Here is a 24,385-nt window from a genome sequence, read left to right as displayed (position 1 = left end):
TCCGACAGGTCAGAGCGGATCGGCCGTGATCTTGGCGAGAATGCGCTGAAGATCGTGGCGCTCCGACGGGTCGAGGGTGTCGAACAACTCGACGGCCACCTTCGCGCGGGCCGCGTCGATGTCACGTAGTCGGACCCGGCCGGTGTCGGTGAGCGAGACGAGGACAGCCCGTCGGTCGGCCGGGTCGTTCTCCCTCGCCACCAGCTCGGCGGTTTCGAGTGAGTCGACGATGTCGGTGGCCGACCGGGCCACGATGCGCAGGTGATCCGCCAAGGCGCGCAGTCGCATCGGGCGCCCTTCTCGAGCCAGCACGTGCAGCGCACGGCTCTGTGACGGATTGAGTCCGAACGGTTCGAGCGCGCTCATGTGGGTATGGCGGATCCGCCGCGCGACGGCCATGAAGGAATCGGCCAGGTTCGGGGTGTCTCCCGTGTGCATGTCGACAGCATAGCCGCTTGATCGCAACCTCATAGTGAGGTAACCTCTCGTTTATGTTCGTCGACCCAGGAGGTCTTCTTGGTACGCAATCAATCGAAAGTCGCCGACCCGGCCCCTGTGGGTAGGGTTCTGGCGCTGTTCCGTCCCTACCGCGCACGCATCGCACTCGTCACCTCGATCATCGTCGTCAGTGCCGTCGTCGCGCTCGCTTCACCACTGCTCCTTCGTGAACTGCTCGACCACGCCATCCCTGATCGCGACGTCACGCTCGTCACGCTGATCGCGCTGGGCATGATCGCAGTCGCCGTCGTCACCAACACCCTCGGCGTACTCCAGACCTGGATGTCCAACAGCGTCGGTCAGACGCTGATGCACGACCTTCGTGTCGCCGTCTACGGTCACCTGCAACGTCAATCTCTCGGCTTCTTCGCGCGCACCCGCACCGGCGAGGTGCAGTCCAGAATCGCCAACGACATCGGCGGAATGCAATCCGTGGTCACCAATACCGCCACGTCGATCGCCCAGAACGCCACGACGGTTGCAGCGACCGTCGTGGCGCTGTTCCTGCTCGACTGGCGGCTGGCGCTGTTCTCGCTGATCATCCTGCCGGTGTTCGTCCGCATCGCTCGAAAGATCGGCAACGAGAGACGAAAGATCTCGACGACTCGGCAGAAGCTGCTGAGCGAGCTGTCGGTTCAGATCGAGGAATCGCTGTCCGTCAGCGGCATCCTGCTCGGCAAGACGACGGGGTCGTCGGGCGTTCTCACGCAGCAATTCGCAGCGCGCTCCGACGAAGTCGCCGACGTCGAACTCAAAGCCATGATGGCCGGTAAGTGGCGCATGGCAAGCATGCAGATCAGCTTCGCCATCATGCCCGCGCTCGTCTACTGGTTCGCTGGAATCACCATCGGGAACGGCAGTGCGCTCACCGTCGGCACACTCGTCGCCTTCACGACCCTGCAAACTCAGCTGTTCAGGCCGACGATGCAGCTGCTGAGCACCGGCGTGGAAGTACAGAGTTCCCTGGCACTGTTCGGGCGCGTCTTCGAGTACCTGGACCTGCCGGTCGACATAGACGAACCGATCGCTCCGACCCTGCTCGCCCGAGAGGACGTGTCGGGGCACGTACGGTTCGAACACGTCGAGTTCTCCTACGCCGACGCCTCGCGGCCCGCGTTGTCCGACATCGACATCGACGTCCCCGCGGGCAGCACCCTGGCGCTCGTCGGATCGACGGGGTCCGGCAAGACCACGCTCGGATATCTCGCCGCGCGGCTGCACGACCCCACCCACGGCCGAATCACCATCGACGGCATCGACATCCGAGACCTGCCGACAGCTGTCGTCGCAGACCTGGTCGGCGTCGTGTCGCAGGAGACGTACCTGTTCCACGCCAGCATTCGAGACAACCTGCGGTTCGCGAAACCCGACGCAACGGACGCCGAGATCGAGCGCGCCGCACGGATCGCGCAGATTCACGATTTCGTCGTGGGCCTCGACGACGGATACGACACCGTAGTCGGGGAACGCGGCTACCGATTCTCAGGCGGCGAGAAGCAGCGTCTCGCGATCGCGCGCACGGTACTGCGGAACCCGCCGATCCTGATACTCGACGAGGCGACCAGTGCGCTGGACAACTCGACCGAACGCGCCGTGCAAACCGCCCTCGACGAGCTGATGGTGGGGCGCACGACCATCATCGTCGCCCACCGGCTCTCGACGGTCCGGGCCGCCGACCGCATCGCCGTCCTCGACGGCGGACGCGTCGTCGAGATCGGTAACCACACCGAGCTCGTCGACAAGGGTGGTCGATACGCCGACCTGGTACACGCATCCGGCGACTCCGCGCACAACGACGTCTCGGAATCGGTCGCGGCGTGAACTTCTCGTGCCGAGGAGCTACCCTCGCGACACCGGTGAGAGGAGACCGACGATGTTCTTGACCGTCGTCGATCGAACTACCGCCGAGATCGAGGTGAAGAAGTCGCGATTTCTCGCAGTCGTGGCGCGGGCGGACACGGAGGACCGCGCACGAGCCGTGATCGCGGCCGCTCGACAATCGAACAGCGCTGCGAGGCATCACTGTTCGGCATTCGTCGTCGGCGACCTCCCCGGTAGCCGAATCACGCGGGCCAGCGACGACGGTGAGCCCAGTGGTACCGCCGGAACACCGATCCTCGAGGTGTTGACCGGACGCGAACTCACCAACGTGGTCGCCGTCGTCAGCAGAATCTACGGCGGAACGAAACTCGGCACTGGAGGGCTGGCGCGCGCGTACGCCGGGGCGGTCGTCGAAGCTCTGGCGACGGCCACGGTGCGTCGCAGGGTCCAAAGACGCCGTGTGAGAGTGGAACTCGATCACGCCGACGTCGGCAGGATCGAAGCCGACCTGCGTGCGCGAGGGATCGACATCGTGTCCGTCGACTATCTCTCCACGGCGGTGTTGACGCTCGCGGCAGCGGAGTACGCCATGATCGAAAGTGCCCTCGCGGGTTCCACCGCGGGCAGTGCCGAACCGGTACGACTGGGCACCGACTACGTCGACGCAGCCGTATAACACGGCACCCCGACACCCCTCACCGTGAACCGGCGTTCGAGAGTCGGTTGTCCACAGGTACAGGCCCCATCCACAGATTTCGTTTCGGGGCACCGCAGGGTCGATTTTCGCGGCACAGTTCGACGTGGGTCGAGTGGTGCTCGGCCGAACACCGAAGCAAGGGGGACGAACATGTACGAGGCACAATGTGCGGTGGTGGGGACCGTGATCACCAACCCGGTCAAACGATCGACCGCATCCGGCGACGAAGTACTGAGCTTCCGGATGGCGAGCAACGCGCGCCGTCAGGATCGCGCGACGGGCGAATGGACCGACGGCGGGACGCTGTTCCTGACGGTGACCTGCTGGCGCAGGCTGGTCAAAGGCGTCGGAGGATCGCTCATGAAGGGCGATCCGGTCATCGCGTACGGCCAACTCAGAACGAACGAATACACGACGAGGGAAGGAATCGAACGGTCCGCGGTCGAAATGACGGCGAGCGCAATCGGACCCGACCTCGCCCGGTGCATCGTCAAGGTCGAACGAGCCAGGACCGTGATCGGTGGCGAGTCGGACGAACAGAGCGGGGCCACGGAATCCGGAGATCCCGGCGACCTCCGAGACAGCAGCGACACCGAGGAAGCGGACGGACGTGAGATGGACGACGAGCCCGACTTCGACTCGTCGGACGCATCCGGAGGCGAGCGGACCGCCGCCGCTGTCTCGTAGGGGCCTTCCTGCGATGCGCGTGTCCGGACTCGATTCGAGGGTCGATCGGGTCCGGACCTGCATCGCGGCTGGATACGGCCGTCGTCGGTCGCGCGAGTCGGTCCGCGACGGCGATGGTGTCGGTGAGCCCTCGGACCGATAAGCTGGCCCACATGGCGGAATTCATCTACACCATGAAGAAGGTGCGCAAGGCGCACGGCGACAAGGTCATCCTCGATGACGTCACGATGAGCTTCTATCCGGGAGCGAAGATCGGCGTCGTCGGCCCCAACGGCGCCGGCAAGTCCAGCATCCTGAAGATCATGGCCGGGATCGACCAGCCAGGAAACGGTGAGGCATTCCTCGCGCCAGGCGCGTCGGTCGGCATCCTCATGCAGGAGCCGGAGCTCGACGACGCCAAGACCGTTCGAGAGAACGTCGAAGACGGACTCGGCGACGTGATGGTCCAGCTCAAGCGGTACAACGAGATCGCCGAGCTCATGGCAACCGACTACTCCGACGAGCTCATGGAGGAGATGGGTGAGCTCCAGGAGAAGCTCGACCACGCGGACGCATGGGAGATCGACTCGCAGCTCGAGCAGGCGATGGACGCACTGCGTTGCCCGCCGCCGGAATCGCCCGTCACCAACCTCTCCGGAGGTGAGAAGCGTCGTGTCGCGCTGTGCCGTCTGCTCCTGAGCAAGCCGGACCTGCTGCTGCTCGACGAGCCGACCAACCACCTCGACGCAGAATCGGTGCTGTGGCTCGAGCAGCATCTCGCTGCCTACGCCGGCGCCATCCTCGCCGTCACTCACGACCGGTACTTCCTCGACCACGTCGCCCAGTGGATCGCCGAGGTCGACCGCGGCCACCTCTACCCGTACGAGGGCAACTACTCGACGTACCTGGAGAAGAAGGCAGAGCGCCTCGAAGTCGCGGGCAAGAAGGACCAGAAGCTCCAGAAGCGACTCAAGGACGAGCTCGCCTGGGTGCGCTCCGGCGCCAAGGCGCGTCAGGCCAAGAGCAAGTCCCGTCTCGCGCGCTACGACGAGATGGTCGCGGAGGCCGAGAAGACTCGCAAGCTCGACTTCGACGAAATTCAGATCCCCAACCCGCCGCGTCTGGGCGACGTCGTCGTCGAGGTCAAGAATCTCGACAAGGGCTTCGACGGTCGCGTGCTGATCAAGGACCTGTCCTTCACGCTCCCGCGTAACGGCATCGTCGGCGTCATCGGCCCCAACGGTGTCGGTAAGACGACGCTGTTCAAGACGATCGTCGGACTCGAGGAGCCGGACGGCGGCGAGGTCAAGATCGGGCAGACGGTCAAGCTCAGCTACGTCGACCAGAACCGATCCGGTATCGACCCCAAGAAGACGGTCTGGGAGACGGTCTCCGACGGCCTCGACTTCATCACCGTCGGCAACTCCGAGTTTCCGTCGCGCGCCTACATCAGCTCGTTCGGGTTCAAGGGCCACGATCAGCAGAAGCCGTCGGGCGTGCTGTCCGGTGGTGAGCGCAACCGTCTCAACTTGGCGATGACGCTCAAGCAGGGCGGAAACCTGATTCTGCTCGACGAGCCGACCAACGACCTGGACGTCGAGACTCTCGGTTCGCTCGAGAACGCGCTCGAAGAGTTCCCGGGCTGCGCGGTGGTCATCTCGCACGACCGGTGGTTCCTCGACCGGACGTGTACCCACATCCTCGCGTGGGAAGGCGGGTTCGGTGACAACGAAGCCGCGTGGTACTGGTACGAGGGTAACTTCGAGGGATACGAGGCCAACAAGGTCGAGCGCCTCGGACCCGATGCCGCTCGCCCGCACCGGGTGACGCACCGCAAGCTGACCCGCGACTAGCCGCGAGCTGTCCGGCCTGTTTCGCCTACCGACGAGTACGCGAAACAGGCCGGACCACACGCCCATCGAGTGACGCCTTCCCCTATAGGCTCGTCGTTACGACGAAGAAGGTCCTCACAAGGGAGTGGTTCAACACATGCCGAACTCGGCGGGTACGACGGACATCGACTGGACGAGCGAACTGCCGGGGGAGTTGGTCACATCCCTGTCGCAGGTGAAGGCGGCGTACTTCGCGCACGTCGACTCGGCCGATCAGGACGGATCGATCGAGCAGGCCGAACGAACGATGTTCCGGCGTCACGTGCTACTCGCTGCGCGGCGTACCGCGGGGACCGCGAACATCCGCCTGTATCGCCCCGGTGCCGACAACTCCGACGGGACGTCGGGTGCGGTAGGGCTCGCACTGCAGATCGTCACCGACGACATGCCGCTGCTCGTCGAGTCCGTGGTGTCGCAGCTGTCTCGGATCGGAGTCGAGGTCAGCGACGTCGTCCATCCCATCCTCGACGTCACACGCGACGGCGACGACAGGTTGCTGTCCGCCGGATCGAGCAACGGGCCCGGTTCGGACGGGACGATCCGCGAATCCTGGATGCATCTGCAACTCAATCCCGCGGTGCCCGACGACGTCGCGGACACGGTGGAAGGCGCTGTGGCCGCGGTCTTGACCGATGTCCGCGAGGTCATCGCGGACACCGACGGGATGCGCCGCGTGCAGAGCGAGATCGCGGACGCATTCGAGGCCGCCGCCGCCGATTCCACGGACTCTTCCGCTGTTCAGCAGCGAGATGCCGCCGGCCTGCTGCGTTGGCTCGCCGACGGTCACTACACGTTGCTCGGTTACCGTCGCTACTCGGCCGAGAAATCCTCCGACGGATCCCTGACCGCGGTACCGGTCGCGGACAGTGGTTTGGGTGTGTTGCGGGACGATCACCGAATCGCTTCCGATACAAGCTCTTTGGATGATCGTAGCGACATCGTCACCCTCGTTCAGGGTTCCAGCCCAGCGACGGTGCACCGTGCCGTCTATCCCTACTTCGTGACGCTGTTCGACCCGTCGAATCCGGAGCTGGGGGAACATCGCTTCGTCGGTGTGTTCACCGTGACCGCGTTGCACGAGAACGTTCTCGACATCCCGGTGATCGAGCGGCGCGTCCGTTCCGCTGTCGATCGCGCCGGGTACGACCTGCAATCGTTCTCGGGCCAGGCGATGCTGGAAGTTCTCCAGTCCATGCCGCGGTCGGAGCTGTTCGCCACCGATGCGCATTCCCTGTACGAAACGGCGACGGCCGTACTTGCCCTGGGACGTCGGCGCAAGGTGAAGGTGTTCCTGCGCGAAGACGCGGGCGGATCGTTCGTGTCCGCGCTGGTGTACCTGCCGCGTGATCGCTACACCACACGGGTGCGACTGGCGGTGCAGAAGTGCCTGCTCGACGAGTTGGCCGGGTCCGGTATCGACTACACCGCCCGCGTCACGGAATCCGACCTGGCACTGCTGCACGTCACGGTCCGCCGGGACGACGAGCAGGCGTCCGCGCTCGATCTCTCGCGGGACAACGTCGACCGGATCGAAGCTCTGCTCACCGAGACCATCCGAACCTGGGAAGACGCGCTGTCGGAGGCGGTCTCGCGTATCGACTCGGCGGATAACGTCGTTGCCTCGCGCTACGCGGACGCGTTGCCCGAGGCCTACAAGCAGGACTTCCGGCCCGAGCGTGCAGTCTTCGACATCGTTCGTTTCGAAGCCCTGTCCGACGGCGCCATCGACATGCAGCTCTACCGAAACGCCGACTCCGAGGTCGGTAGCTGGCGGTTCAGTCTCTACATCGGAGGCAGGGGAGTATCGCTCAGCCAGGTGCTGCCCGTGCTGCAGAGCCTCGGTGTCGAGGTCGACGACGAGCGTCCTTATCCGGTGGTCCGTCCCGACGGATTACAGTGTTGGATATACGATTTCGGGGTGTCCGCATCGCGCGAGATGTTGAACGCGGCGATCGACGGCGATCTCGATTCGGAGTTGCAGGGTGCCGGTGCGACCGATCGCGAATCGAGGGTCCAGCTGCGCTTCACCGATGCCTTCACGGCCGTGTGGGAGGGTCGGGCGGAGGCCGACAGGTTCAACGAACTGGTCATGCGGGCGGCCCTCGACTGGCGTCAAGCGATGATCCTTCGGGCGTACGCAAAATATCTTCGCCAGGCCAATTTTCCGTACAGTCAGTTCAACATCGAGGGTGTCCTGCTGTCGCACCCGCGGACCGCACGACTCCTGGTCGGGCTCTTCGAGGCGCAGTTCGACCCCGAGCGGGCGTCGGAATCCCGTTCCGAGGAACTGAGCGACGAGCTCCAGTCCTTGATCGACGAGGTCATCAGCCTCGACGCGGACCGGATTCTGCGATCGATCTTCGAGCTGGTCCGCGCGACGTTGCGCACCAACTTCTACGTGGTGGATGCGCACGGCACTCGGCGCGAGTTCCTCTCGATCAAGTTCGATCCGCAGAAGATCGCGGAACTGCCCAAGCCCAAGCCCACATTCGAGATCTTCGTCTATTCCCCTCGCGTCGAAGGTGTTCACCTTCGGTTCGGAGCCGTCGCCCGAGGCGGGTTGCGCTGGTCGGACCGTCGCGAGGATTTCCGCACCGAAATCCTTGGACTCGCCAAAGCTCAGATGGTCAAGAATGCGGTCATCGTTCCGGTGGGCGCGAAGGGCGGATTCGTCGTCAAGCGTCCGCCCGCGACCACCGGGGATGCTGCCGCGGATCGGACTGCGGCGCTGGACGAGGGCAAATCCTGCTACCGGTTGTTCATCGCCGGGCTACTGGACGTCACCGACAACCTCGACCGTGCAAGCGGATCGGTGATCCCACCCGACCGCGTCGTACGCCGAGACCGCGACGACACCTACCTCGTCGTCGCCGCGGACAAGGGAACTGCGACGTTCTCCGACCTTGCCAATTCCGTTGCCGCCGAGTACGACTTCTGGCTCGGCGACGCTTTCGCGTCCGGCGGCTCGGCAGGGTACGACCACAAGGCGATGGGAATCACGGCGAAGGGTGCGTGGGAGAGCGTCAAGCGGCACTTCCGTGAAATCGGCGTCGACACTCAAACCGAGGACTTCACCGTCGTCGGCGTCGGCGACATGAGCGGCGACGTGTTCGGAAACGGAATGCTGCTCAGCCGCCACATCGGACTGTTGGCGGCGTTCGACCACCGGCACATCTTCCTCGATCCGAACCCGGACAGGGCGGCGTCGTTCGCCGAACGTGAGCGCCTGTTCGGACTCCCTCGTTCCTCCTGGGCGGACTACGATTCGGCATTGATCTCGCGGGGCGGCGGAGTGTGGGACAAGACCGTGAAATCCGTTCCGATCAGCCCCGAGGCGCGCGCGGCGTTGGGGCTGGGGGACACCGTGACGTCGTTGTCGCCCCCGGAGCTGGTTCGTGCCATCCTCACTGCTCCAGCCGACCTGCTGTGGAACGGCGGAATCGGTACCTACATCAAGGCGTCCACCGAATCGAACTCCGACGTCGGCGACAAATCGAACGACGCTGTCAGGGTGAACGGCAACGAGGTTCGGGCCACGGTCGTCGGCGAGGGCGGAAACCTCGGTGCGACGGCGCTCGGACGCATCGAGTACGACCTCGCAGGCGGACGGATCAACACCGACGCCGTGGACAACTCGGCGGGCGTCGACTGCTCCGATCACGAGGTCAACATCAAGATCCTCCTCGAGTCGGCTATCTCCGACGGTGTGCTGGACCGAGACGATCGCGACGAACTCCTCGCGTCGATGACGGACGAGGTCGGCCGACTGGTGCTGTGGGACAACTTCATGCAGAACGAACTGCTGGGGACCTCTCGGTTCGACGCGCCGTCGTTGCTCACCGTGCACCGACGGGTGATCGAGGACCTGGAGGAACGACGAGGGCTCGACCGCGAACTCGAAGCGTTGCCCAGCGAACAGGAGATCCGCACGCGGAAGTCGGAGGGCCGCGGACTTACCTCCCCTGAGCTCGCGACGTTGATGGCTCACGTGAAGCTGAGCCTGGAAAGTGATCTGTTGGCCAGCGAACTGCCGGACAGCGACGTGTTCGCCTCGCGGCTGCCGAAGTACTTCCCGGACGTTCTTCGCGAGCCCTACGCGAACGAGATCACCTCGCACCCACTGCGTAGGCAGTTGGTGGCGACCACGCTGACCAACGAGACCGTCGATCGGGGCGGCATCACCTTCGTCTACCGACTCGCCGAGGACGCAGGCGCAACGGGCACCGACGCCGTGCGTGCGTTCGCGGCTGCGACGGCGATCTTCGGTTTGGACGAGCTGTGGAACGACATCCGGACGGCGGGTATGCCGACGGCGTCGTCCGACGAGTTGTTGCTCGAATCCCGACGGGTACTCGACCGCGTCGCCCGGTGGTTGTTGACCAATCGACCGCAACCCCTTGCCGTCGGCGCCGAGATCAGCCGGTACGCAGGCAAAGTCGCATCCCTGAGTGCCGTCGTCGGCGAGTACATCGACACCTATCAGGCACGCAACGTCGAGGCCCGCGTGCAGGCAGCCGTCGAACGTGGTGCTCCGAGGGAGCTCGCGTCCGCGGTGTATCGACTGCTGGACAACTACAGTCTGCTCGACATCATCGACGTCGCGGACATCACCGAACACGACCCCGCCGAAGTCGCCGAGCTGTACTTCGCACTGGACGCGCACATCGGCATCGACTGGTTGCTGACATCGGTGTCCGGACTTGCCCGAGGGGATCGCTGGCATTCGTTGGCGCGGTTGGCGCTTCGCGACGACCTGTACTCCTCCCTGCGGGCGATCACCAAAGAAGTTCTCCTGGGCGGCGAACCGCACGAAAGTGCCTCGGAGAAAATCGCGGAGTGGGAATCGACCAACTCGTCCCGCCTCGCACGTGCTCGCGCTGCGCTCCGCGAGATCTCGGACTCGGGAACCCTCGACCTCGCTACACTGTCCGTCGCTGCGCGGCAGGTGCGCAGTATGGTTCCGTAGCATTTTCTGCCCGTAGCGTGCCATCGACGAAAGAAGGACGACTGCTGTGAGTGTGCCCGCCGACCATCTGTCCGACCATCGAGAGCCGGAGGAACGCATCGGTTTTCATACCAGCGTGGATGTTCGCTGGTCGGACATGGACGTGTACCAGCACATCAACCATGCCCGCATGGTGACGTTGCTGGAGGAGGCGCGGATACCGTGGCTTCTCGTCGACGGACGACCGACGGCGAACCTGCGGCACGGCGCGGTCATCGCGGATCTGCACGTGAAGTACCGCGGTCAGCTTCGACACGAGGACGGCCCCCTGGACGTCTTCATGTGGATCGACAAGGTGCGGGCCGTGGATTTCGTGGCCGGTTACGAGGTGCGCGCCAACGGTGCGTCGCTGGACACTCCGGCGGCCATCATCGCGTCGACTCAGATTGCAGCATTCGACATCGACACTCAGAAGCTGCGACGCCTCACCGCTGAAGAGCGCGAGTATCTCGAGAGCTGGCAGCGTGTTTGAGCGTGTACTCACCATTCCGGACCCGGTCGAACGGGAGAATCTGACTGCGTTCCTCGGCAAGGCGCTGCGCCTCGACGAAGCTGCGGTGGTGCGCTTGAGGACGCGTACCGACGGGCGGCTGTCGGCCTGGGCATCGACGGGTTTCGACGCGCTCGCCGTGCGGGTCGTCGCCGGATCGATCGTTCCGGACGACACCTCGGCGGCAGCCGATCAGCTGATCGCGGCTCTCGGGTCGGCCGTCGACGGCAGAGTCGACCCGGGCTTCTCGATGGATTCGGCATGGAAGGGCGCGTTGCCTCCCGACCAGGGATTCGAGCATGTCGACGACGTACCTGCTCGGGTCTTGATCGACCTCGCTCAGCGCGGTGCTGCGCTGGCGAAGGAGCACGGGAGCAGCCACGGTCCGCCGGTGTCGCTGCTCGATCAGCAGGTCCTGCACGTCGACGGCGCCGCGGGCGGAGTGTCGGTCACGATGAGAACGGTATTCGCCCTCACGGCAATGGGTTTCGTGCCGCACACGGGGGAGGACCCGCTCAAGGCCGGCGTCGACCTCGCGCGCATCGACTCGAACGAGATCGTGCGCGTGCGCGCCACCAAGGTGTGGCTACGCCTCGACGCGCGCTACGGCTCGGTCTTCTGCCGCCGAGAGAACGCGCTCTCCCTCACGGTGGAGCGCTGAAACGGTTCTAGACCAACCACGCTGCGGCGTCGGCGGGAAGTTGCCCGTCGACGAGAGGCGCGCTGGACATCAGGACCTCGCCCGGCGGGAGGGGGATCGGAACGTCGGTCGCGTTGAGGGCGCAGATCAGCCCGCCCGGTCGTCGGAACGCAAGGCATCCGGGTGGGCTGCCGTACCAATCCACTCCGGTTCCGGCGAATTCCGGCCGCAGTGCGCGGAGTTCGAAGGCCGACCGGTACAGGCTCAGCATGGAGTCGACGTCTTCGAGCTGTTCTTCCACCGTGAGCGACGACCATTCCGTGGGCATCGGCAGCCAGGTCGCCGGGGACGAACTGAACGCGAACGGCGGCTCGGTTCCTTCCCACGGGAGGGGAACACGGCATCCGTCTCGGCCACGCTCGGTGTGGCCGGAGCGCTCCCACACCGGGTCCTGCAAGGATTCGTCGGGCAGGTCGACGTTGGGAAGGCCCAGTTCGGCGCCGTTGTAGACGAACACCGTTCCTGGCAGCGCCAATTCGAGCAGAATCATCGCCCTGGCGCGGGCTGTGCCGCGGGTGCCTCCGCCGTAGCGAGTGACTTCGCGGACGACGTCGTGGTTGGACAGCGTCCACGTCGGGGTGCCGTCGACGAGGGCCACCGCGTCCAACGAGTTGGACACTGCGTTTCGAATGGCTGCTGCGTCGAACTCGGCTTCGGCCAGGCGGAAGTTGAAGCCGAGGTGCAGCTCGTCGGGGCGAATGTATTCACTGAACCTGACGTTGTCCTGCACCCAGATTTCACCGACCGTCGTCGAGCCCGGGTATTCGTCTATGATCTTTCGGATACCACGGTGTATCTCGTGCACGGCCGGATTGTTGAACCGTGGATCGGTGTCGTCGTTCTTCATGAGCTCGTTCGTTTCCAGGCTCATGTTCGGAAGGCCTTCGGGCTTGGCCATTCCGTGTGCGACGTCGATCCGGAAGCCGTCGACTCCCCGGTCCAACCAGAAGCGCAGCGTCGTGGCCAAGTCCTCGGAAACCTCGGGGTTGGTCCAGTCGAGATCGGGTTGTTCGGCCGCGAAGATGTGCAGATACCACTGTCCCGGCGTTCCGTCGGCTTCGCGAATGCGGGTCCATGCGGGGCCGCCGAAGATACTCGGCCAGTTGTTCGGCGGCTCGGAGCCGCCGGGTCCCTTGCCGTCGCGGAAGATGTAGCGGGCTCGTTCCGGACTTCCGGGAGCCGAGTCGAGCGCTGCGACGAACCACGGATGTCGGTCGCTCGTGTGGTTGGGCACCAGGTCCATGGTGACCTTGATGTCGCGCGCGTGTGCCTCTTCGATCAGCGAATCCATCACCGCGAGGTCACCGAACAGGGGGTCGATCGCTCTCGGGTCGGACACGTCGTACCCGTGGTCCGCCATCGGCGACTTCATGATCGGGCTCAGCCAGATCGCGTCGATTCCGAGTAGTTCGAGGTAGCCGAGCTTGTCCCGAACGCCGCCGAGATCACCGACGCCGTCGCCGTTGGAATCGGCGAACGAACGCGGGTAGATCTGATAGAAGATCGCGTCCTTCCACCACGGTTCGGGCTGAGGTTCGAGTCGATCGGTCACAACGGTCAAGTCTGCCAAACGCGGACGCTCGACCTCGATCAGGGACCGGGTTGATCTTCGTCACCTCGTAAGGCTGGGGGCTCACGACCGGCCAAGATGCGGGCTCACGCCCGGCCAAGATGCGGGCTCACGCCCGGGCGGACGTGCGAGCGACGCTCAGGAAGGCATACCGTTTCCCCGGTTTCTCTCCCGAAAACAGCCGCTTTGTCCGATTGATGAGGTACCGTACCCGTCGAACCGGAACGAGGAGCACGAGGAATCACATGGCCGAGCAGTCGATCGAAGCAGTCCGTTTGAGTGAAGTGCTTCTGCAGGACAGTCCCATCGATCCGGACTGGATCCTCGAGGGCGAACCCCGCGCCCGCGTGGCCGAGTGGTCACGCAGCATCGACGGGACGACCACCACCAACGTGTGGGACTGCACGGCCGGTCGCTTCCGCTGGTACTTCTCGGTCGACGAGATCGTGCACATCATGGACGGCTCGGTGACGGTCTCGTCCGACGACCATCCTGAACGCACGCTGGTGGCCGGCGATGCGGCGCTGTTCCGCGCCGGCACCTGGTCCGAGTGGCACGTCCAGGACTACGTCCGCAAGCACGCAATTCTTCGCCAGCATCTTCCCGGCTCGCTCCTGCTCGCCCTGAAGTTCGCCGGCAACGTGCGTGGCGCACTCCGACGGGCGAAGGGACTCGGGCGCAGCGCCGCCCAGCCGACGACCGCGCAGCGCGAGGGATCTGCGCCTCGTCTGTGAGGACCGGTTCCTAGAACGACGAGTTGACCATGGAGTTGGCTGCCATCTCCATGTAGTCGACCAACTGTGCCCGGTGCGTGGCGTCGAGGACGGAATCGTCTATCGACGCGATGGCACTGTGCATGCACCGCAGCCATGCGTCCCGCTCGATCGGGCCGATGTGGAACGGCGAGTGCCGCATGCGGAGGCGAGGGTGCCCGCGTTCGTCCGAGTAGGTGCGCGGTCCTCCCCAGTACTGTTCGAGAAACATTCGCATGCGTCGCTCCGCAGGCCCCAGGTCTTCCTCGGGGTAGAGCGGTCGCACGACGTCGTCCTTCGCCACTTCCTCGTAGAACTTGGCCGTCAGCTTGTAGAACGTGTCCGCACCACCGACCGCGTCGTAGAAGGTCTGTTGCGGTTCGGTCATCGGTGCTTCTCTCCAGTCGTTCGAGGTCGGGCGGGGTGCGGCCGGGTGGTGCCTACTTTGCCAGGTCGACGATCGCGCCGGCCGGTCGGCCTTGCGGGTACGGGGCCTGAATTCCGGCGTCGTCGAAGGCCTGGAGAATCTCGCGGTGGAGCCGTCGCTGCACCGCCCACTGCATCCCGGGCCTGGTCTTGACGGTGATGCGGATGGTGACCGTGTCGGCGCTCACGGCGTTGACGCCGAGCATCTCGGGATCCCCGAGCAAATCCTCCGCGAACGCCCCCGATTCGACGACGTCGAGCGTCGCCTTCTCGGCCACCTCGCAGGCCTCGTCGAGATTGGCAGTGTGCGCGACGGGCAGGTCGAGAACCGCCACCGCGAAACCTTGACTCATGTTTCCCACGCGAAGGACCTCGCCGTTGCGGCAGTACCAGACGGTGCCGTTGACGTCGCGGATCGTCGTCACGCGCAGTCCGACGCTTTCGACCGTGCCCACTGCTTCGCCGAGATCGACGACATCACCGACGCCGTACTGGTCTTCGAGCAGCATGAAGATTCCGGAGAGGAAGTCGCGGACGAGATTCTGCGCACCGAAGCCGAGCGCCACTCCGACGATGCCCGCGGAGGCGATGAACGGGGTGACGTTCACTCCGACCACGTCGAGCACAGACAGTACGAACCACGTCAGAATGACGACGGACACGCCGGACTTGAGGACCGAGCCGATGGTCTTGGCGCGTTGGCGACGGCGTTCGGAGAGGATCGAGCTCTGCAGCGTCGACGGTGCACGCTCGCGCAGTGGTCGAAGAAGCGCAGGCGCCTTGTCCGACGCCGATCCGCTGCGACTGGTGAAACGGTCGATCAGTTTGTGCAGTACGAGTCGGAGGATCACCGCGAGCGCAAGGTAGCCGAGAACCTGTAAAGGTCTGTCCACCAGCCAGTCTCGACCGGTTTCGGTCAGTTCGAAGGCACGTGTGTCGAGAGACGAGCCCGTCAGGTAGGTCGATGAGTTCGATTCGAATACAGACACTTGCAGAGTCTACGGAAGGCGCGGATTCTCGCCACCGTGCTGGTAGCGGACCTGCTCGTTGGCTGTGAGTTCACCGATCGGTCATCACCGCGATCCGGAAAAGGGGTGTGCAGACCCGGCGTTTTCGTGTTCCACTGTGACACGTGTTCCGCGCAAGCCATGCGCGGACGCCGACGCTTTTGGGAGAACCGAAGTGAAGAACAAGCAACACCGACACCGACAACTCCCGCCCATCGATGTCCATGACACCGCAGACCAGCGGGAACGGATATCGGGGGCGTCTCCACTACATGTCGTTTCTCCTGGCGAGACGGTGTCTCCCAGCGACAACATGGTTCCTGCCTGGGTCAAGCGCCGAGTGCTGCTTCTGAACGCCACTTTCGAGCCCTTGACCGCGCTGCCGATGCGTCGCGCAGTGGTACTGCTTGTGTGCAACAAGGCCGACGTCGTCCACGACGACCCCTCCGGTCCATACATTCGATCCGCCGACTTCTCCGTTCAAGTGCCCTCGGTTATTCGTCTGAGGACGTTCGTTCGAGTGCCGTACCGGGCTCGCGTGCCGATGACGAGGGCTGCGCTGATGCACAGAGATCGTTTCCGGTGCGCGTACTGCGGCGCCAAAGCGGAAACCGTGGACCACGTCATCCCGCGGAGTCGTGGGGGCGAGCACTCGTGGGAGAACTGCGTTGCGTGTTGCGCCTCGTGCAACCATCGCAAAGCAGACAAAATGCTCAGTGAGCTGGGATGGACTCTGCGCGCGCAACTCGTTCCACCGAAGGGGCCGCACTGGCGTTTGCTCGCCAGCAACAAGGAACTCGATCCGTCCTGGTTGGCGTACCTGGGTGAGGGCGCGGCGTAGCGGCCGGTCTCGAATCGATCCGACCGGCCCCGCTGTCGCTTCGGGGTGAAAAGTCGACTAATCTCACACCCTGTGAGCATTCTCGAGACGATCCTGATCTTCGGGGTGATTCCGGCTGCGATCATCGGAATCATCGGAGCGTTGTCCTACGTGGGGGAAAGGCAGCCGGGTCTGGACATCACCCCGTACCGGTTGACCGACGAATGGACACGTGAACCAATTCTGTGGAGCGCGACCGACGAGGTGACACCGCACGGTGGCGGCCACGGCGATTCGCATGCATCCGCTGCAGATTCGATCGGAGGGTCGGCAAGTGGCAAGTGGTGAACTGGTCAAGAGTGACATCGACGCGGAGGACCTGCCCTACGGCTCGGCTCTGACGTCCAGCGGACGCGTGTCGGGTGCTCACGAGTTCGGAACGGCCAGCCCGGCGCACCTTCCGTTCGCCACGCAGGACCTCGTGTCCCTCGACGTCGCACTGACCGAGGCGACCCGGGCGACGCAGATTCGCTTCAACGTCTACCTCGGAGACCTGGGTGAGGACGTCGCCGCAGGTGCAGACGCGGTCTTCCCCGGAACACCGGACGCAATTCGTTCCGTGCTGATCGCCGTGGACCCGAACCACAAGGGCATCGAGATCCGCACCGGACGCCGTGTCTCGGATCGCGCGACCGACCGGGTGGCGCAGCTCGGCATCACTGCCGCAACGGGGCCGTTCCGTGACGGCAACCTCATCGACGGACTGGTCAGCGCGGTTCGTGTCATGGCCGCCGCCATCGTGAGCCCGTAGCCGTATCGAATCGACACGAAGAAGGCGCCGCCCGAAACCGCGGGCGGCGCCTTCTTCTTGTTTCCAGCGCGGTGCTTACGTCACGTCGAACTCGCGGGCCGCGAGCGAGCGCACGATGCCCGCGCGTCCCTCGATCACCAGACGCCGCAGCGCGGGAGGCAGATCCTTCTCCAGGAACGCATCCGCAGCCGCGACCGAGTCCGCACTGATCGACCAGGAGGGGTACAGCCCGACCACCACGGTCTGCGCGACCTCGCTGGACCGCCTCGACCACACGCCCTCGATCGAGTCGAAGTACCGCGACACGTACGGCTCGAGAAGCTCGCCCTGTCCCGGTCCGGCGAACCCGCCGATGATCGATCGTGCGGTGATGTTGGGGACGGAATCGTCGTCGACGACCGTCGTCCATGCGTGTTCCTTGACCTCGCTGCTCGGCCGAACGGCACGCGCAGCGGCTGCCGAACGAGCGCCGGCCGCAGTGTTGTCGCGGGCGGCCTCGGCGTCGATCTCGGGCGACTCGATGCTGTCGCTGTCGATCGCACCTGCTGCAGCGAGCGCCGACACCAGACGCCAACGCAGGTCGGTATCCACCTCGAGGCCGCCGAGCTCCTGGCCGTCGACGTCGCCGTCCAGGAGGCCGCGCAACACCGCGACATGCCTGTCGGACAAGGCCGAACCGGTCAGCGAGTTGACGAACGCCAGCTGGTGGTCCGAGCCTGCGTCGGCGGCGCGCGCGAGCTCGAGGAGCGTGTCCGCGAACTCGGGCTGACCGTGCTCCTGCGCCCACTGCGGCTCGGCGTAGCTCGTGATGGCCGTCAGCGCCTGGAGGAGCAGACGCTGCACGACGCCGACCTCCGTCTCCGCACCGATACCGCGCTGAACGAGCGCGACGAAATCGCGTGCACGCATCTCGGCCTGGCGAGTCATTTCCCACGCGGCGGACCACGCAAGGGTGCGGGGGAGTGATTCCGCGATATCGCCGATACGGGCGAGCAGAACGTCGAGAGACTCCGGATCGAGACGCACGGCGCAGTAGGTGAGGTCGTCGTCGTTGACGAGGACCAGCTTGCCCCGCGACACACCCACCAGTGACGGAACGTCGGTGCTGTCCGACGCCTCCAGGTCGATCTCGACACGCTCGGTACGCACCAGCTTGCCGTCGTCTCCGTCGTCGTAGATGCCGATTGCGATCCGGTGCACTCGATGCTCGCCTGCGCCGGGTGCCGCGCCGCTCTGCTTCACCGCGAAGCGGGTGAACTTGCCGTCCGCGTCGACGTCGAAGTCAGGGCTCAAGGTGTTGAGTCCGGTCGTGCGCAGCCACTGGCTGCCCCAATCCGACAGGTCCCGACCGGACGACCGCTCCAGTGCGGTGAGGAGGTCGGAGAACGTGGCGTTGCCGAACGCGTGGTCGACGAAGTACGCACGCAAGCCGGCGAGGAAATCCTCCTTGCCGACATAGGCGACGAGTTGCTTCAGAACGCTCGCACCCTTGGCGTACGTGATGCCGTCGAAGTTGACCTCGACCGCGGCCAGATCGGGAATGTCGGCTGCGATGGGGTGTGTCGACGGCAGCTGATCCTGCCGGTAGGCCCACGACTTCTCGACGTTGGCGAACGTGGTCCATGCGTTGGTGTACTCGGTGGCCTCGGACTGGCACAGGACCGATGCGAACGTCGCGAACGACTCGTTGAGCCACAGGTCGTCCCACCACGTCATCGTCACGAGGTCGCCGAACCACATGTGCGCCATCTCGTGCAGAACCGTTTCGGCGCGGCGTTCGTAGGAGTACCGGGTGACCTTGGAGCGGAAGACGTAGTCCTCCAGGAAGGTGACGGCGCCCGCGTTCTCCATTGCGCCCGCGTTGAACTCGGGCACGAACAACTGGTCGTACTTGCCGAACGCGTAGGGGGTGCCGAAGTTGGCGTGGTAGAAACCGAATCCCTGCTTGGTCTCGGTGAACAACCTCTCGTGATCCATGTGCTCGGCAAGCGATGCGCGGCAGTAGATTCCGAGCGGGATGGTGCCGTGCTCGTCGGTGTAGGAATCCGTCCACTCCGCGTACGGGCCGGCGATCAGCGCCACCAGATACGTGCTCATCAGTGGGGTGGTGTCGAAAACGTGTTCTCCGGCAGCGGGTTCCGCGGCATGCGCAGCGTTGGAGATGACCTTCCAGCTGTCCGGAGCGGTGACCTTCAGATCGAATGTCGCCTTCAGATCCGGCTGGTCGAAGCAGGCGAACATCCGCTTGGCATCCGCCGTCTCGAACTGAGAGTAGAGATACACCGAGCCGTCGGACGGGTCGACGAACCGGTGCAGACCCTCACCGGTGTGGGAATAGACACAGTCTGCGACGACGACGAGTTCGTTGTCCTCGGCGAGGTCGTCGAGCGCTATCCCCGTCTCCTCGTCGTAGCCCGAAACGTCGAGGTCCACCCCGTTCAGAGTGGCGGATCTGATGCCGTCGGCGACGATGTCGACGAACGTCGATGCGCCCGCCTGTGCCGCGAACGCAATGGTCGTCGTCGACAGGAACGTCTTCTCGCTGGGATTGCCGGACCCGTCGGTGAGGTCCAGGACGATCGAATAGGTGGAATTGCCGAGCACGGTCGACCGTGCGGCAGCTTGATCGCGTGTCAGGTTGGGAGCAACCACGTCAGTCATGCACCTTCTCGAGTAGGGATCGTGTGATGACACCATCCCATCACGGCGCGGGTCGGGCATGCTTGCGTAGGGACGCGGCGCGGAATTGTTCTGCCGCATCCTGGGTTGTTCTCGGTCGACACCCACTCGTATCTCGACACGAAGGAGCTTCACGTGAGCGGCAGCGGACAGAAGGACACCGCCGATTTCTGGTTCGACCCCCTGTGCCCATGGTGTTGGATCACGTCGCGGTGGATTCTGGAGGTCGAGAAGGTCCGCGACATCGACGTCAACTTCCACGTCATGTCGCTCGCAGTCCTCAACGAGGGCCGCGACCTCCCCGAGCAGTACGCCGAGATGATGAAGACGGCATGGGGACCCGTGCGAGTCGCCATCGCCGCGGCCCAGGAGAAGGGCGACGAAATTCTGTCGCCGCTCTACACGGCACTCGGTACCCGTATCCACAACGGAGGCAACAAGAATTTTCCCGAGGTGATCGAGCAGTCCCTCGCGGAACTGGGTCTGCCTGCTGAGTTGGCGAAGGCAGCCGACAGCACCGAGTACGACGAAGCGCTGCGCACCAGCCACCACGCGGGCATGGACAAGGTCGGTCCCGACGTCGGAACGCCCACGATTCACGTGAACGGTGTCGCGTTCTTCGGGCCCGTCCTCTCCCGCATCCCGCGCGGCGAGGAAGCCGGAAAGTTGTGGGACGCCTCGGTCATCTTCGCGTCGTATCCGCACTTCTTCGAGCTCAAGCGCACCCGTCACGAAGACCCCGAGTTCGACTGACCCCAGGTGAGCGGAAATGTAGGTCAGGACTTACTGCTCGAAATCAGGACATGCATTTTCGCTCACAGCGGGTCAGGCGACGATGCGATCGACGCCGTCGGACGTACCGAAGTATCGGTGCTTCCCACGGCTGAAACGCCACGCGGACCAGGCAGCCGCGGCGGCGTCGAGCGCGTCGTCGGCTGCGGGCTCGACCGGCAGTGATGCCATGGCGTCGTGTACGGACACCGGATCGAGCCACGTGGACAGTGCGCTCAGACGCTGGCCGACGCCACGCGCGGACTTCTTCGACACGAACGACGTATCCGGTGCCATGTGCCGAAACGAGCATTCCGGGTGCACTTCCACCACCCGTTCGGGGACGAAGGACACGTCCTGCCACTGCCGGACCGAGGACATCAGATACCACGTCTGTTTGCTGATCGCCTTGCCGGTGATTCGTCTGGACACTGCGCACGCATCCTCGTAGGTCGTCGTGTCGAGAACAGCGCGTACCGGTGTATGGAAGATCGACGATCGCGCCCGCCCGAGAAAACTCTTCGCTTCCAGCTCACTGGCCCGGTACCCGCTCTCGGGCAACGACAACGGCATGTCGACCCCGACGACGTCGCACCGACGTGTCGCGACCAGCACCGCCTGCACGTCGGGCTCGACGGACATCTGCAGATCCTGGCCGTCGAACAGTGCCACAACCCACTTGCCTTTGGCGCCGTCGACTCCGGCGACCGTTTTTCGTCCCTGAAATCCCACCTGTCAGACTCTATGCATGCGCGTATACCTGGGTGCGGACCATGCCGGCCTCGAATTCAAGAACCAGATCATCGAACACCTCACCGCGACCGGGCACGAGCCCGTCGACTGCGGCGCTTTCGAATACGACGCCGTCGACGACTACCCGGCCTTCTGCATCGACGCGGCACGACGGGTCGTCGCCGATCCAGGTAGCCGCGGCCTCGTCCTCGGAGGCTCCGGCAACGGCGAGCAGATCGCGGCCAACAAGGTCCCCGGTGCCCGGTGCGCACTCGCGTGGAGCGTCGAGACCGCGCAGCTCGCGCGCGAGCACAACGATGCTCAGCTGATCGGTATAGGCGGACGCATGCACACCCTTCCAGAGGCCCTCGCGATAGTCGATGCCTTCCTCGGAACCCCGTTCTCCGGCGAGGAGCGTCACCAGCGTCGTATCGACATTCTGTCGGAGTACGAGCGGAGCGGCGACGCACCCGACGTCCCGGGCGGACAGAAGTTCGACGGCTCCTGATCGATGCCCGAAGGGCATACGCTGCACCGCCTCGCGCGGCTGCATCAGCGTAAATTCGCCGGCGCGCCCGTCGAGGTGAGCAGCCCGCAAGGGCGGTTCACCTCGGGGGCCGCGTTGGTCGACGGCCTGGTGCTCGTGAGGGCCGAGGCCTGGGGCAAGCACTTGCTGCATCGCTACGAGTCGGACCTGATCGTGCACATCCACCTCGGTCTGTACGGAAAGTTCACCGATCAGACGCTGCCGATGAAGGAACCGGTCGGTGCCGTTCGATTGAGGATGGTGGGCGAGGCTTTCGGTACCGATCTGCGCGGGCCGACAGCCTGTGAAATCTATACGGAGCAGCAGGTCGACGCTCTGCTGAGTCGACTCGGTCCGGATCCGATCCGGAAGGACGCCGATCCCGATCGAGCGTGGGATCGCATCTCCAGATCGAGGACGCCGATCGGCACACTTCTGATGGATCAGAAGGTCCTCGCCGGAGTCGGCAACGTGTACCGAGCGGAGATCCTGTACCGGCACGAGATCAACCCGATGCGTCCGGGTAAGGACGTGGATCGAAGTGAATGGGACGCGATCTGGTTGGACCTGGTCGACCTGATGAAGATCGGTGTACGACGCGGCAGGATCATCACGATCCGACCAGAGGACGACCACGGAGATTCCGGTTACGCTCCGAAACGACCCCGCACCTACGTGTATCGCAGGGCGGGGCGTCCGTGTCGAATCTGTGGAGCCGAGATTCTGCATTCGGTGATGCAGGCGCGAAATCTGTTCTGGTGCCCTGTCTGTCAGGCGAGCTAGACGGTCAGGCGAGCTAGACGGTAGGGCGAGCGAGCCGGGACGTCAGAAGTCGAACCCGCCGTCGAACATTCCGCCGCCGTCCCCGCCGAACGAATCTCCACCGAACGAGTCGCCGCCGCCGTCCATGGCGCCGTACTCCTCGCCACCGGCGTCACCCGAGTCGCCGAACTCGCCGTTGTCGGCGCCGCCGCCTTCCGAACCGTCACCGGCTCCGCTCGCGAACTCCTGTTCGCCGTAGCCGACTCCTGCCATTCCCGAGAACATCGCCGAGAACAGGAACATCGATCCGACGCCCCAGGCGCCCGCGACGAGGGCGGGGCGCCACCACGGCTCGGAGTACCAGCCGGCCGGCACGGGACGGCCGGCGACCTTGCCGCCGGGGTAGTAGTTGGGCGTGCGGTCCGACGGATTGGGCGAGGCCTCGACGTTGCGGCCCTCGAACTCGACCTTGCGGTCCTCGGTGACCTGACCCGCGGACTTCTGGCCGTCGATGCCCTGAATTTCCGGACCGGGGTCCATGCCCATCGCGATCCGCGCCGCGCGGATGTAGTACAGACCTTCCAGCGCAGTCTGCTTGGCCAGCCGTGCCTGCTCGACCGTCTTGGCCTGGTCGATCTGCGATCCGGCCGCGATGTTGCGCTCCGACGCGTCGGCGAGTGCCTGCTTGGACGCGGTGTCGCTGCCGATCAGGTTGTAGACCTGCCCGCCGAGCCGCTCGATGGACTGGCGAGCATCTGCCTTGGCGTCCTCCAGTGTGCTGGCCGACTTCGCCGCCGCGTTCTTCTGACTGCGGACGACCAGGAACACGACTGCTGCGACGATGACGACGACGAGTAAGAGAGCTTCCACTGTTACCGCTTCCTTGTGGGAATTTTTCAGGCACGTGCCCGATCGCCTCAGGACAAATCGGACACTTTTCACGATACGCGTGCCGATCGATGCGCGGGCGTACCGTCCGACGTGCTTCGATCGAGACTATGACCCCCGAACGTCAGTTGGAAGTGCTGGAACTCGAATGCTCGAGGATGGGGGCGGTGTCGCTGGACGACGTCAGCGCCGACGTCCCGACCATGCCGGACTGGACCGTCGAGAAGTTGATTCGACACGTCACGTTCGTCCATCGAATGGCGAGGTCCGCGTTGGATGCGCCTGCCGACGGCGGAATGGCGAATGTGCTTGCTGCGGTGAAGAAGCCCGAACGCGGACCTCGGGTAGTGGACGAGTACCGCGAGTCCGCCTCCCTCGCGCTCGACGCCTACCGCGACGCGCCTCTCGATCGCGCCGTCCCGACGTGGGCGGGCCCGGGCACCGCCGACTACTGGATTCGGCGCCAGTTGCACGAAATCGTCGTGCATCGATTCGATGCGCAGAACGGAATTCACATCCGTGGGGGAGCAGAGCCCGATCCACTCGATCCCGAGAGCGCGGCCGACGGAGTAGTCGAATGGGCCGAGGACTTCCTGACAAGGGTTCCGCTGGAACAACTTCCACAACTCGCGGGCCGCACCGTCCATCTGCATACCGTCGACGACACTGCCATGGAACTGTTCCTCGACTTCGGCGGTGACCGGGTGACGGTCACGCACGAGCACCGCAAAGGCGACGTCGCCCTGCGCGGTTCGGCAGAGAATCTGATGCTCGCAGTGTGGCGCAGGCGCCCGCTGAATGTGCTCGACGTCGTCGGCGACCGGTCGGTGGCAGAGGCGCTGTACGACGGTGTTCGGCTGTAGAGATTTCGG

General features: G+C 64.7%; 22 protein-coding genes. 15 read left to right on the top strand and 7 right to left on the bottom strand.

What is annotated here, in order from left to right; genetic code table 11:
• Positions 1-9: 9 nt before the first annotated feature.
• Complete coding sequence (locus BH95_RS03090) at positions 10-438, bottom strand: MarR family winged helix-turn-helix transcriptional regulator (RefSeq protein WP_020111695.1); 429 nt, start codon at positions 436-438, stop codon at positions 10-12.
• A gap of 117 nt (positions 439-555) precedes the next feature.
• On the opposite strand from BH95_RS03090, the gene BH95_RS03085 reads away from it, so the two are divergent.
• From BH95_RS03085 to BH95_RS03055, 7 genes are all read left to right on the top strand, one after another.
• Positions 556-2,319: an ABC transporter ATP-binding protein gene (locus tag BH95_RS03085; RefSeq protein ID WP_037180929.1), complete on the top strand. Its 1,764-nt coding sequence runs from the start codon at positions 556-558 to the stop codon at positions 2,317-2,319.
• Between the two features lie 52 nt (positions 2,320-2,371).
• Entirely contained in the window at positions 2,372-2,995 is a 624-nt protein-coding gene (locus BH95_RS03080; RefSeq protein WP_037158226.1) for an IMPACT family protein, read from the top strand.
• A 171-nt stretch (positions 2,996-3,166) separates the two neighbouring features.
• Positions 3,167-3,703, top strand: coding sequence for a single-stranded DNA-binding protein (gene ssb, locus BH95_RS03075; protein WP_019664771.1), 537 nt, complete (start codon positions 3,167-3,169; stop codon positions 3,701-3,703).
• A gap of 152 nt (positions 3,704-3,855) precedes the next feature.
• Positions 3,856-5,535, top strand: coding sequence for an energy-dependent translational throttle protein EttA (ettA, locus tag BH95_RS03070; protein ID WP_019664769.1), 1,680 nt, complete (start codon positions 3,856-3,858; stop codon positions 5,533-5,535).
• Positions 5,536-5,671: 136 nt separating this feature from the next.
• Positions 5,672-10,540, top strand: coding sequence for an NAD-glutamate dehydrogenase (locus tag BH95_RS03065; RefSeq protein WP_037180927.1), 4,869 nt, complete (start codon positions 5,672-5,674; stop codon positions 10,538-10,540).
• Between the two features lie 46 nt (positions 10,541-10,586).
• Positions 10,587-11,051 (top strand): acyl-CoA thioesterase, encoded by a 465-nt coding sequence (locus BH95_RS03060; RefSeq protein WP_051104874.1) that lies wholly within the window; start codon positions 10,587-10,589, stop codon positions 11,049-11,051.
• Entirely contained in the window at positions 11,044-11,730 is a 687-nt protein-coding gene (locus BH95_RS03055; protein WP_037180925.1) for a hypothetical protein, read from the top strand. Before BH95_RS03060 ends, BH95_RS03055 begins: the two co-directional genes overlap by 8 nt.
• 7 nt (positions 11,731-11,737) lie before the next feature.
• Here the strand turns inward: BH95_RS03055 and BH95_RS03050 are convergent, their stop codons facing one another.
• Complete coding sequence (locus tag BH95_RS03050) at positions 11,738-13,321, bottom strand: glycoside hydrolase family 13 protein (protein ID WP_037180923.1); 1,584 nt, start codon at positions 13,319-13,321, stop codon at positions 11,738-11,740.
• 263 nt (positions 13,322-13,584) lie between these two features.
• Here BH95_RS03050 and BH95_RS03045 point away from each other — a divergent pair, with 263 nt between their 5' ends.
• Positions 13,585-14,073: a cupin domain-containing protein gene (locus BH95_RS03045; RefSeq protein WP_019664764.1), complete on the top strand. Its 489-nt coding sequence runs from the start codon at positions 13,585-13,587 to the stop codon at positions 14,071-14,073.
• Positions 14,074-14,083: 10 nt separating this feature from the next.
• Here the strand turns inward: BH95_RS03045 and BH95_RS03040 are convergent, their stop codons facing one another.
• Positions 14,084-14,479: a globin gene (locus BH95_RS03040; RefSeq protein ID WP_019664763.1), complete on the bottom strand. Its 396-nt coding sequence runs from the start codon at positions 14,477-14,479 to the stop codon at positions 14,084-14,086.
• A gap of 52 nt (positions 14,480-14,531) precedes the next feature.
• A complete protein-coding gene (locus tag BH95_RS03035) occupies positions 14,532-15,506 on the bottom strand; it encodes a mechanosensitive ion channel family protein (protein WP_037180921.1) in 975 nt (324 codons plus the stop codon).
• Positions 15,507-15,837: 331 nt separating this feature from the next.
• Between BH95_RS03035 and BH95_RS03030 the strand changes: the two genes are divergently transcribed.
• The 3 genes from BH95_RS03030 to BH95_RS03020 all read left to right on the top strand — a co-directional run bounded on the left by BH95_RS03030 (position 15,838) and on the right by BH95_RS03020 (position 17,155).
• Positions 15,838-16,365: an HNH endonuclease gene (locus BH95_RS03030; RefSeq protein ID WP_020111685.1), complete on the top strand. Its 528-nt coding sequence runs from the start codon at positions 15,838-15,840 to the stop codon at positions 16,363-16,365.
• 72 nt (positions 16,366-16,437) lie between these two features.
• Positions 16,438-16,692 (top strand): aa3-type cytochrome oxidase subunit CtaJ, encoded by a 255-nt coding sequence (gene ctaJ, locus BH95_RS03025; RefSeq protein ID WP_019664760.1) that lies wholly within the window; start codon positions 16,438-16,440, stop codon positions 16,690-16,692.
• Positions 16,679-17,155, top strand: a complete 477-nt coding sequence (locus tag BH95_RS03020) for a DUF5130 family protein (protein ID WP_019664759.1) — start codon at positions 16,679-16,681, stop codon at positions 17,153-17,155. Before ctaJ ends, BH95_RS03020 begins: the two co-directional genes overlap by 14 nt.
• Positions 17,156-17,230: 75 nt before the next feature.
• Here the strand turns inward: BH95_RS03020 and pepN are convergent, their stop codons facing one another.
• Positions 17,231-19,807: an aminopeptidase N gene (gene pepN / locus BH95_RS03015; RefSeq protein ID WP_094725838.1), complete on the bottom strand. Its 2,577-nt coding sequence runs from the start codon at positions 19,805-19,807 to the stop codon at positions 17,231-17,233.
• Positions 19,808-19,969: 162 nt separating this feature from the next.
• Here pepN and BH95_RS03010 point away from each other — a divergent pair, with 162 nt between their 5' ends.
• Entirely contained in the window at positions 19,970-20,587 is a 618-nt protein-coding gene (locus BH95_RS03010) for a mycothiol-dependent nitroreductase Rv2466c family protein (protein ID WP_026347738.1), read from the top strand.
• Positions 20,588-20,659: 72 nt separating this feature from the next.
• Here the strand turns inward: BH95_RS03010 and BH95_RS03005 are convergent, their stop codons facing one another.
• Complete coding sequence (locus BH95_RS03005) at positions 20,660-21,337, bottom strand: DUF429 domain-containing protein (protein WP_080737940.1); 678 nt, start codon at positions 21,335-21,337, stop codon at positions 20,660-20,662.
• A 16-nt stretch (positions 21,338-21,353) separates the two neighbouring features.
• Here BH95_RS03005 and BH95_RS03000 point away from each other — a divergent pair, with 16 nt between their 5' ends.
• Both BH95_RS03000 and BH95_RS02995 read left to right on the top strand, forming a co-directional pair.
• Positions 21,354-21,845, top strand: coding sequence for a ribose-5-phosphate isomerase (locus BH95_RS03000; protein WP_019664755.1), 492 nt, complete (start codon positions 21,354-21,356; stop codon positions 21,843-21,845).
• 3 nt (positions 21,846-21,848) lie between these two features.
• Positions 21,849-22,646, top strand: a complete 798-nt coding sequence (locus tag BH95_RS02995) for an Fpg/Nei family DNA glycosylase (RefSeq protein ID WP_020111681.1) — start codon at positions 21,849-21,851, stop codon at positions 22,644-22,646.
• 42 nt (positions 22,647-22,688) lie between these two features.
• On the opposite strand, the gene BH95_RS02990 is transcribed toward BH95_RS02995, so the two are convergent.
• On the bottom strand, positions 22,689-23,495 hold the full coding sequence (locus BH95_RS02990; RefSeq protein ID WP_020111680.1) for a hypothetical protein: 807 nt from the start codon (positions 23,493-23,495) through the stop codon (positions 22,689-22,691).
• Positions 23,496-23,623: 128 nt separating this feature from the next.
• Here BH95_RS02990 and BH95_RS02985 point away from each other — a divergent pair, with 128 nt between their 5' ends.
• Positions 23,624-24,376 carry a maleylpyruvate isomerase family mycothiol-dependent enzyme gene (locus tag BH95_RS02985; protein WP_037180918.1) on the top strand — a complete coding sequence of 251 codons (753 nt, stop codon included), beginning with the start codon at positions 23,624-23,626 and terminating at the stop codon, positions 24,374-24,376.
• Positions 24,377-24,385 lie beyond the last annotated feature (9 nt).

Source organism: Rhodococcoides fascians A44A (assembly GCF_000760735.1).
In the GTDB taxonomy this organism is placed as follows: Bacteria; Actinomycetota; Actinomycetes; order Mycobacteriales; family Mycobacteriaceae; genus Rhodococcoides; species Rhodococcoides fascians_E.
Note: the sequence above shows the minus strand (reverse complement) of the source record. Positions and strands in the feature narration are given on the sequence as shown.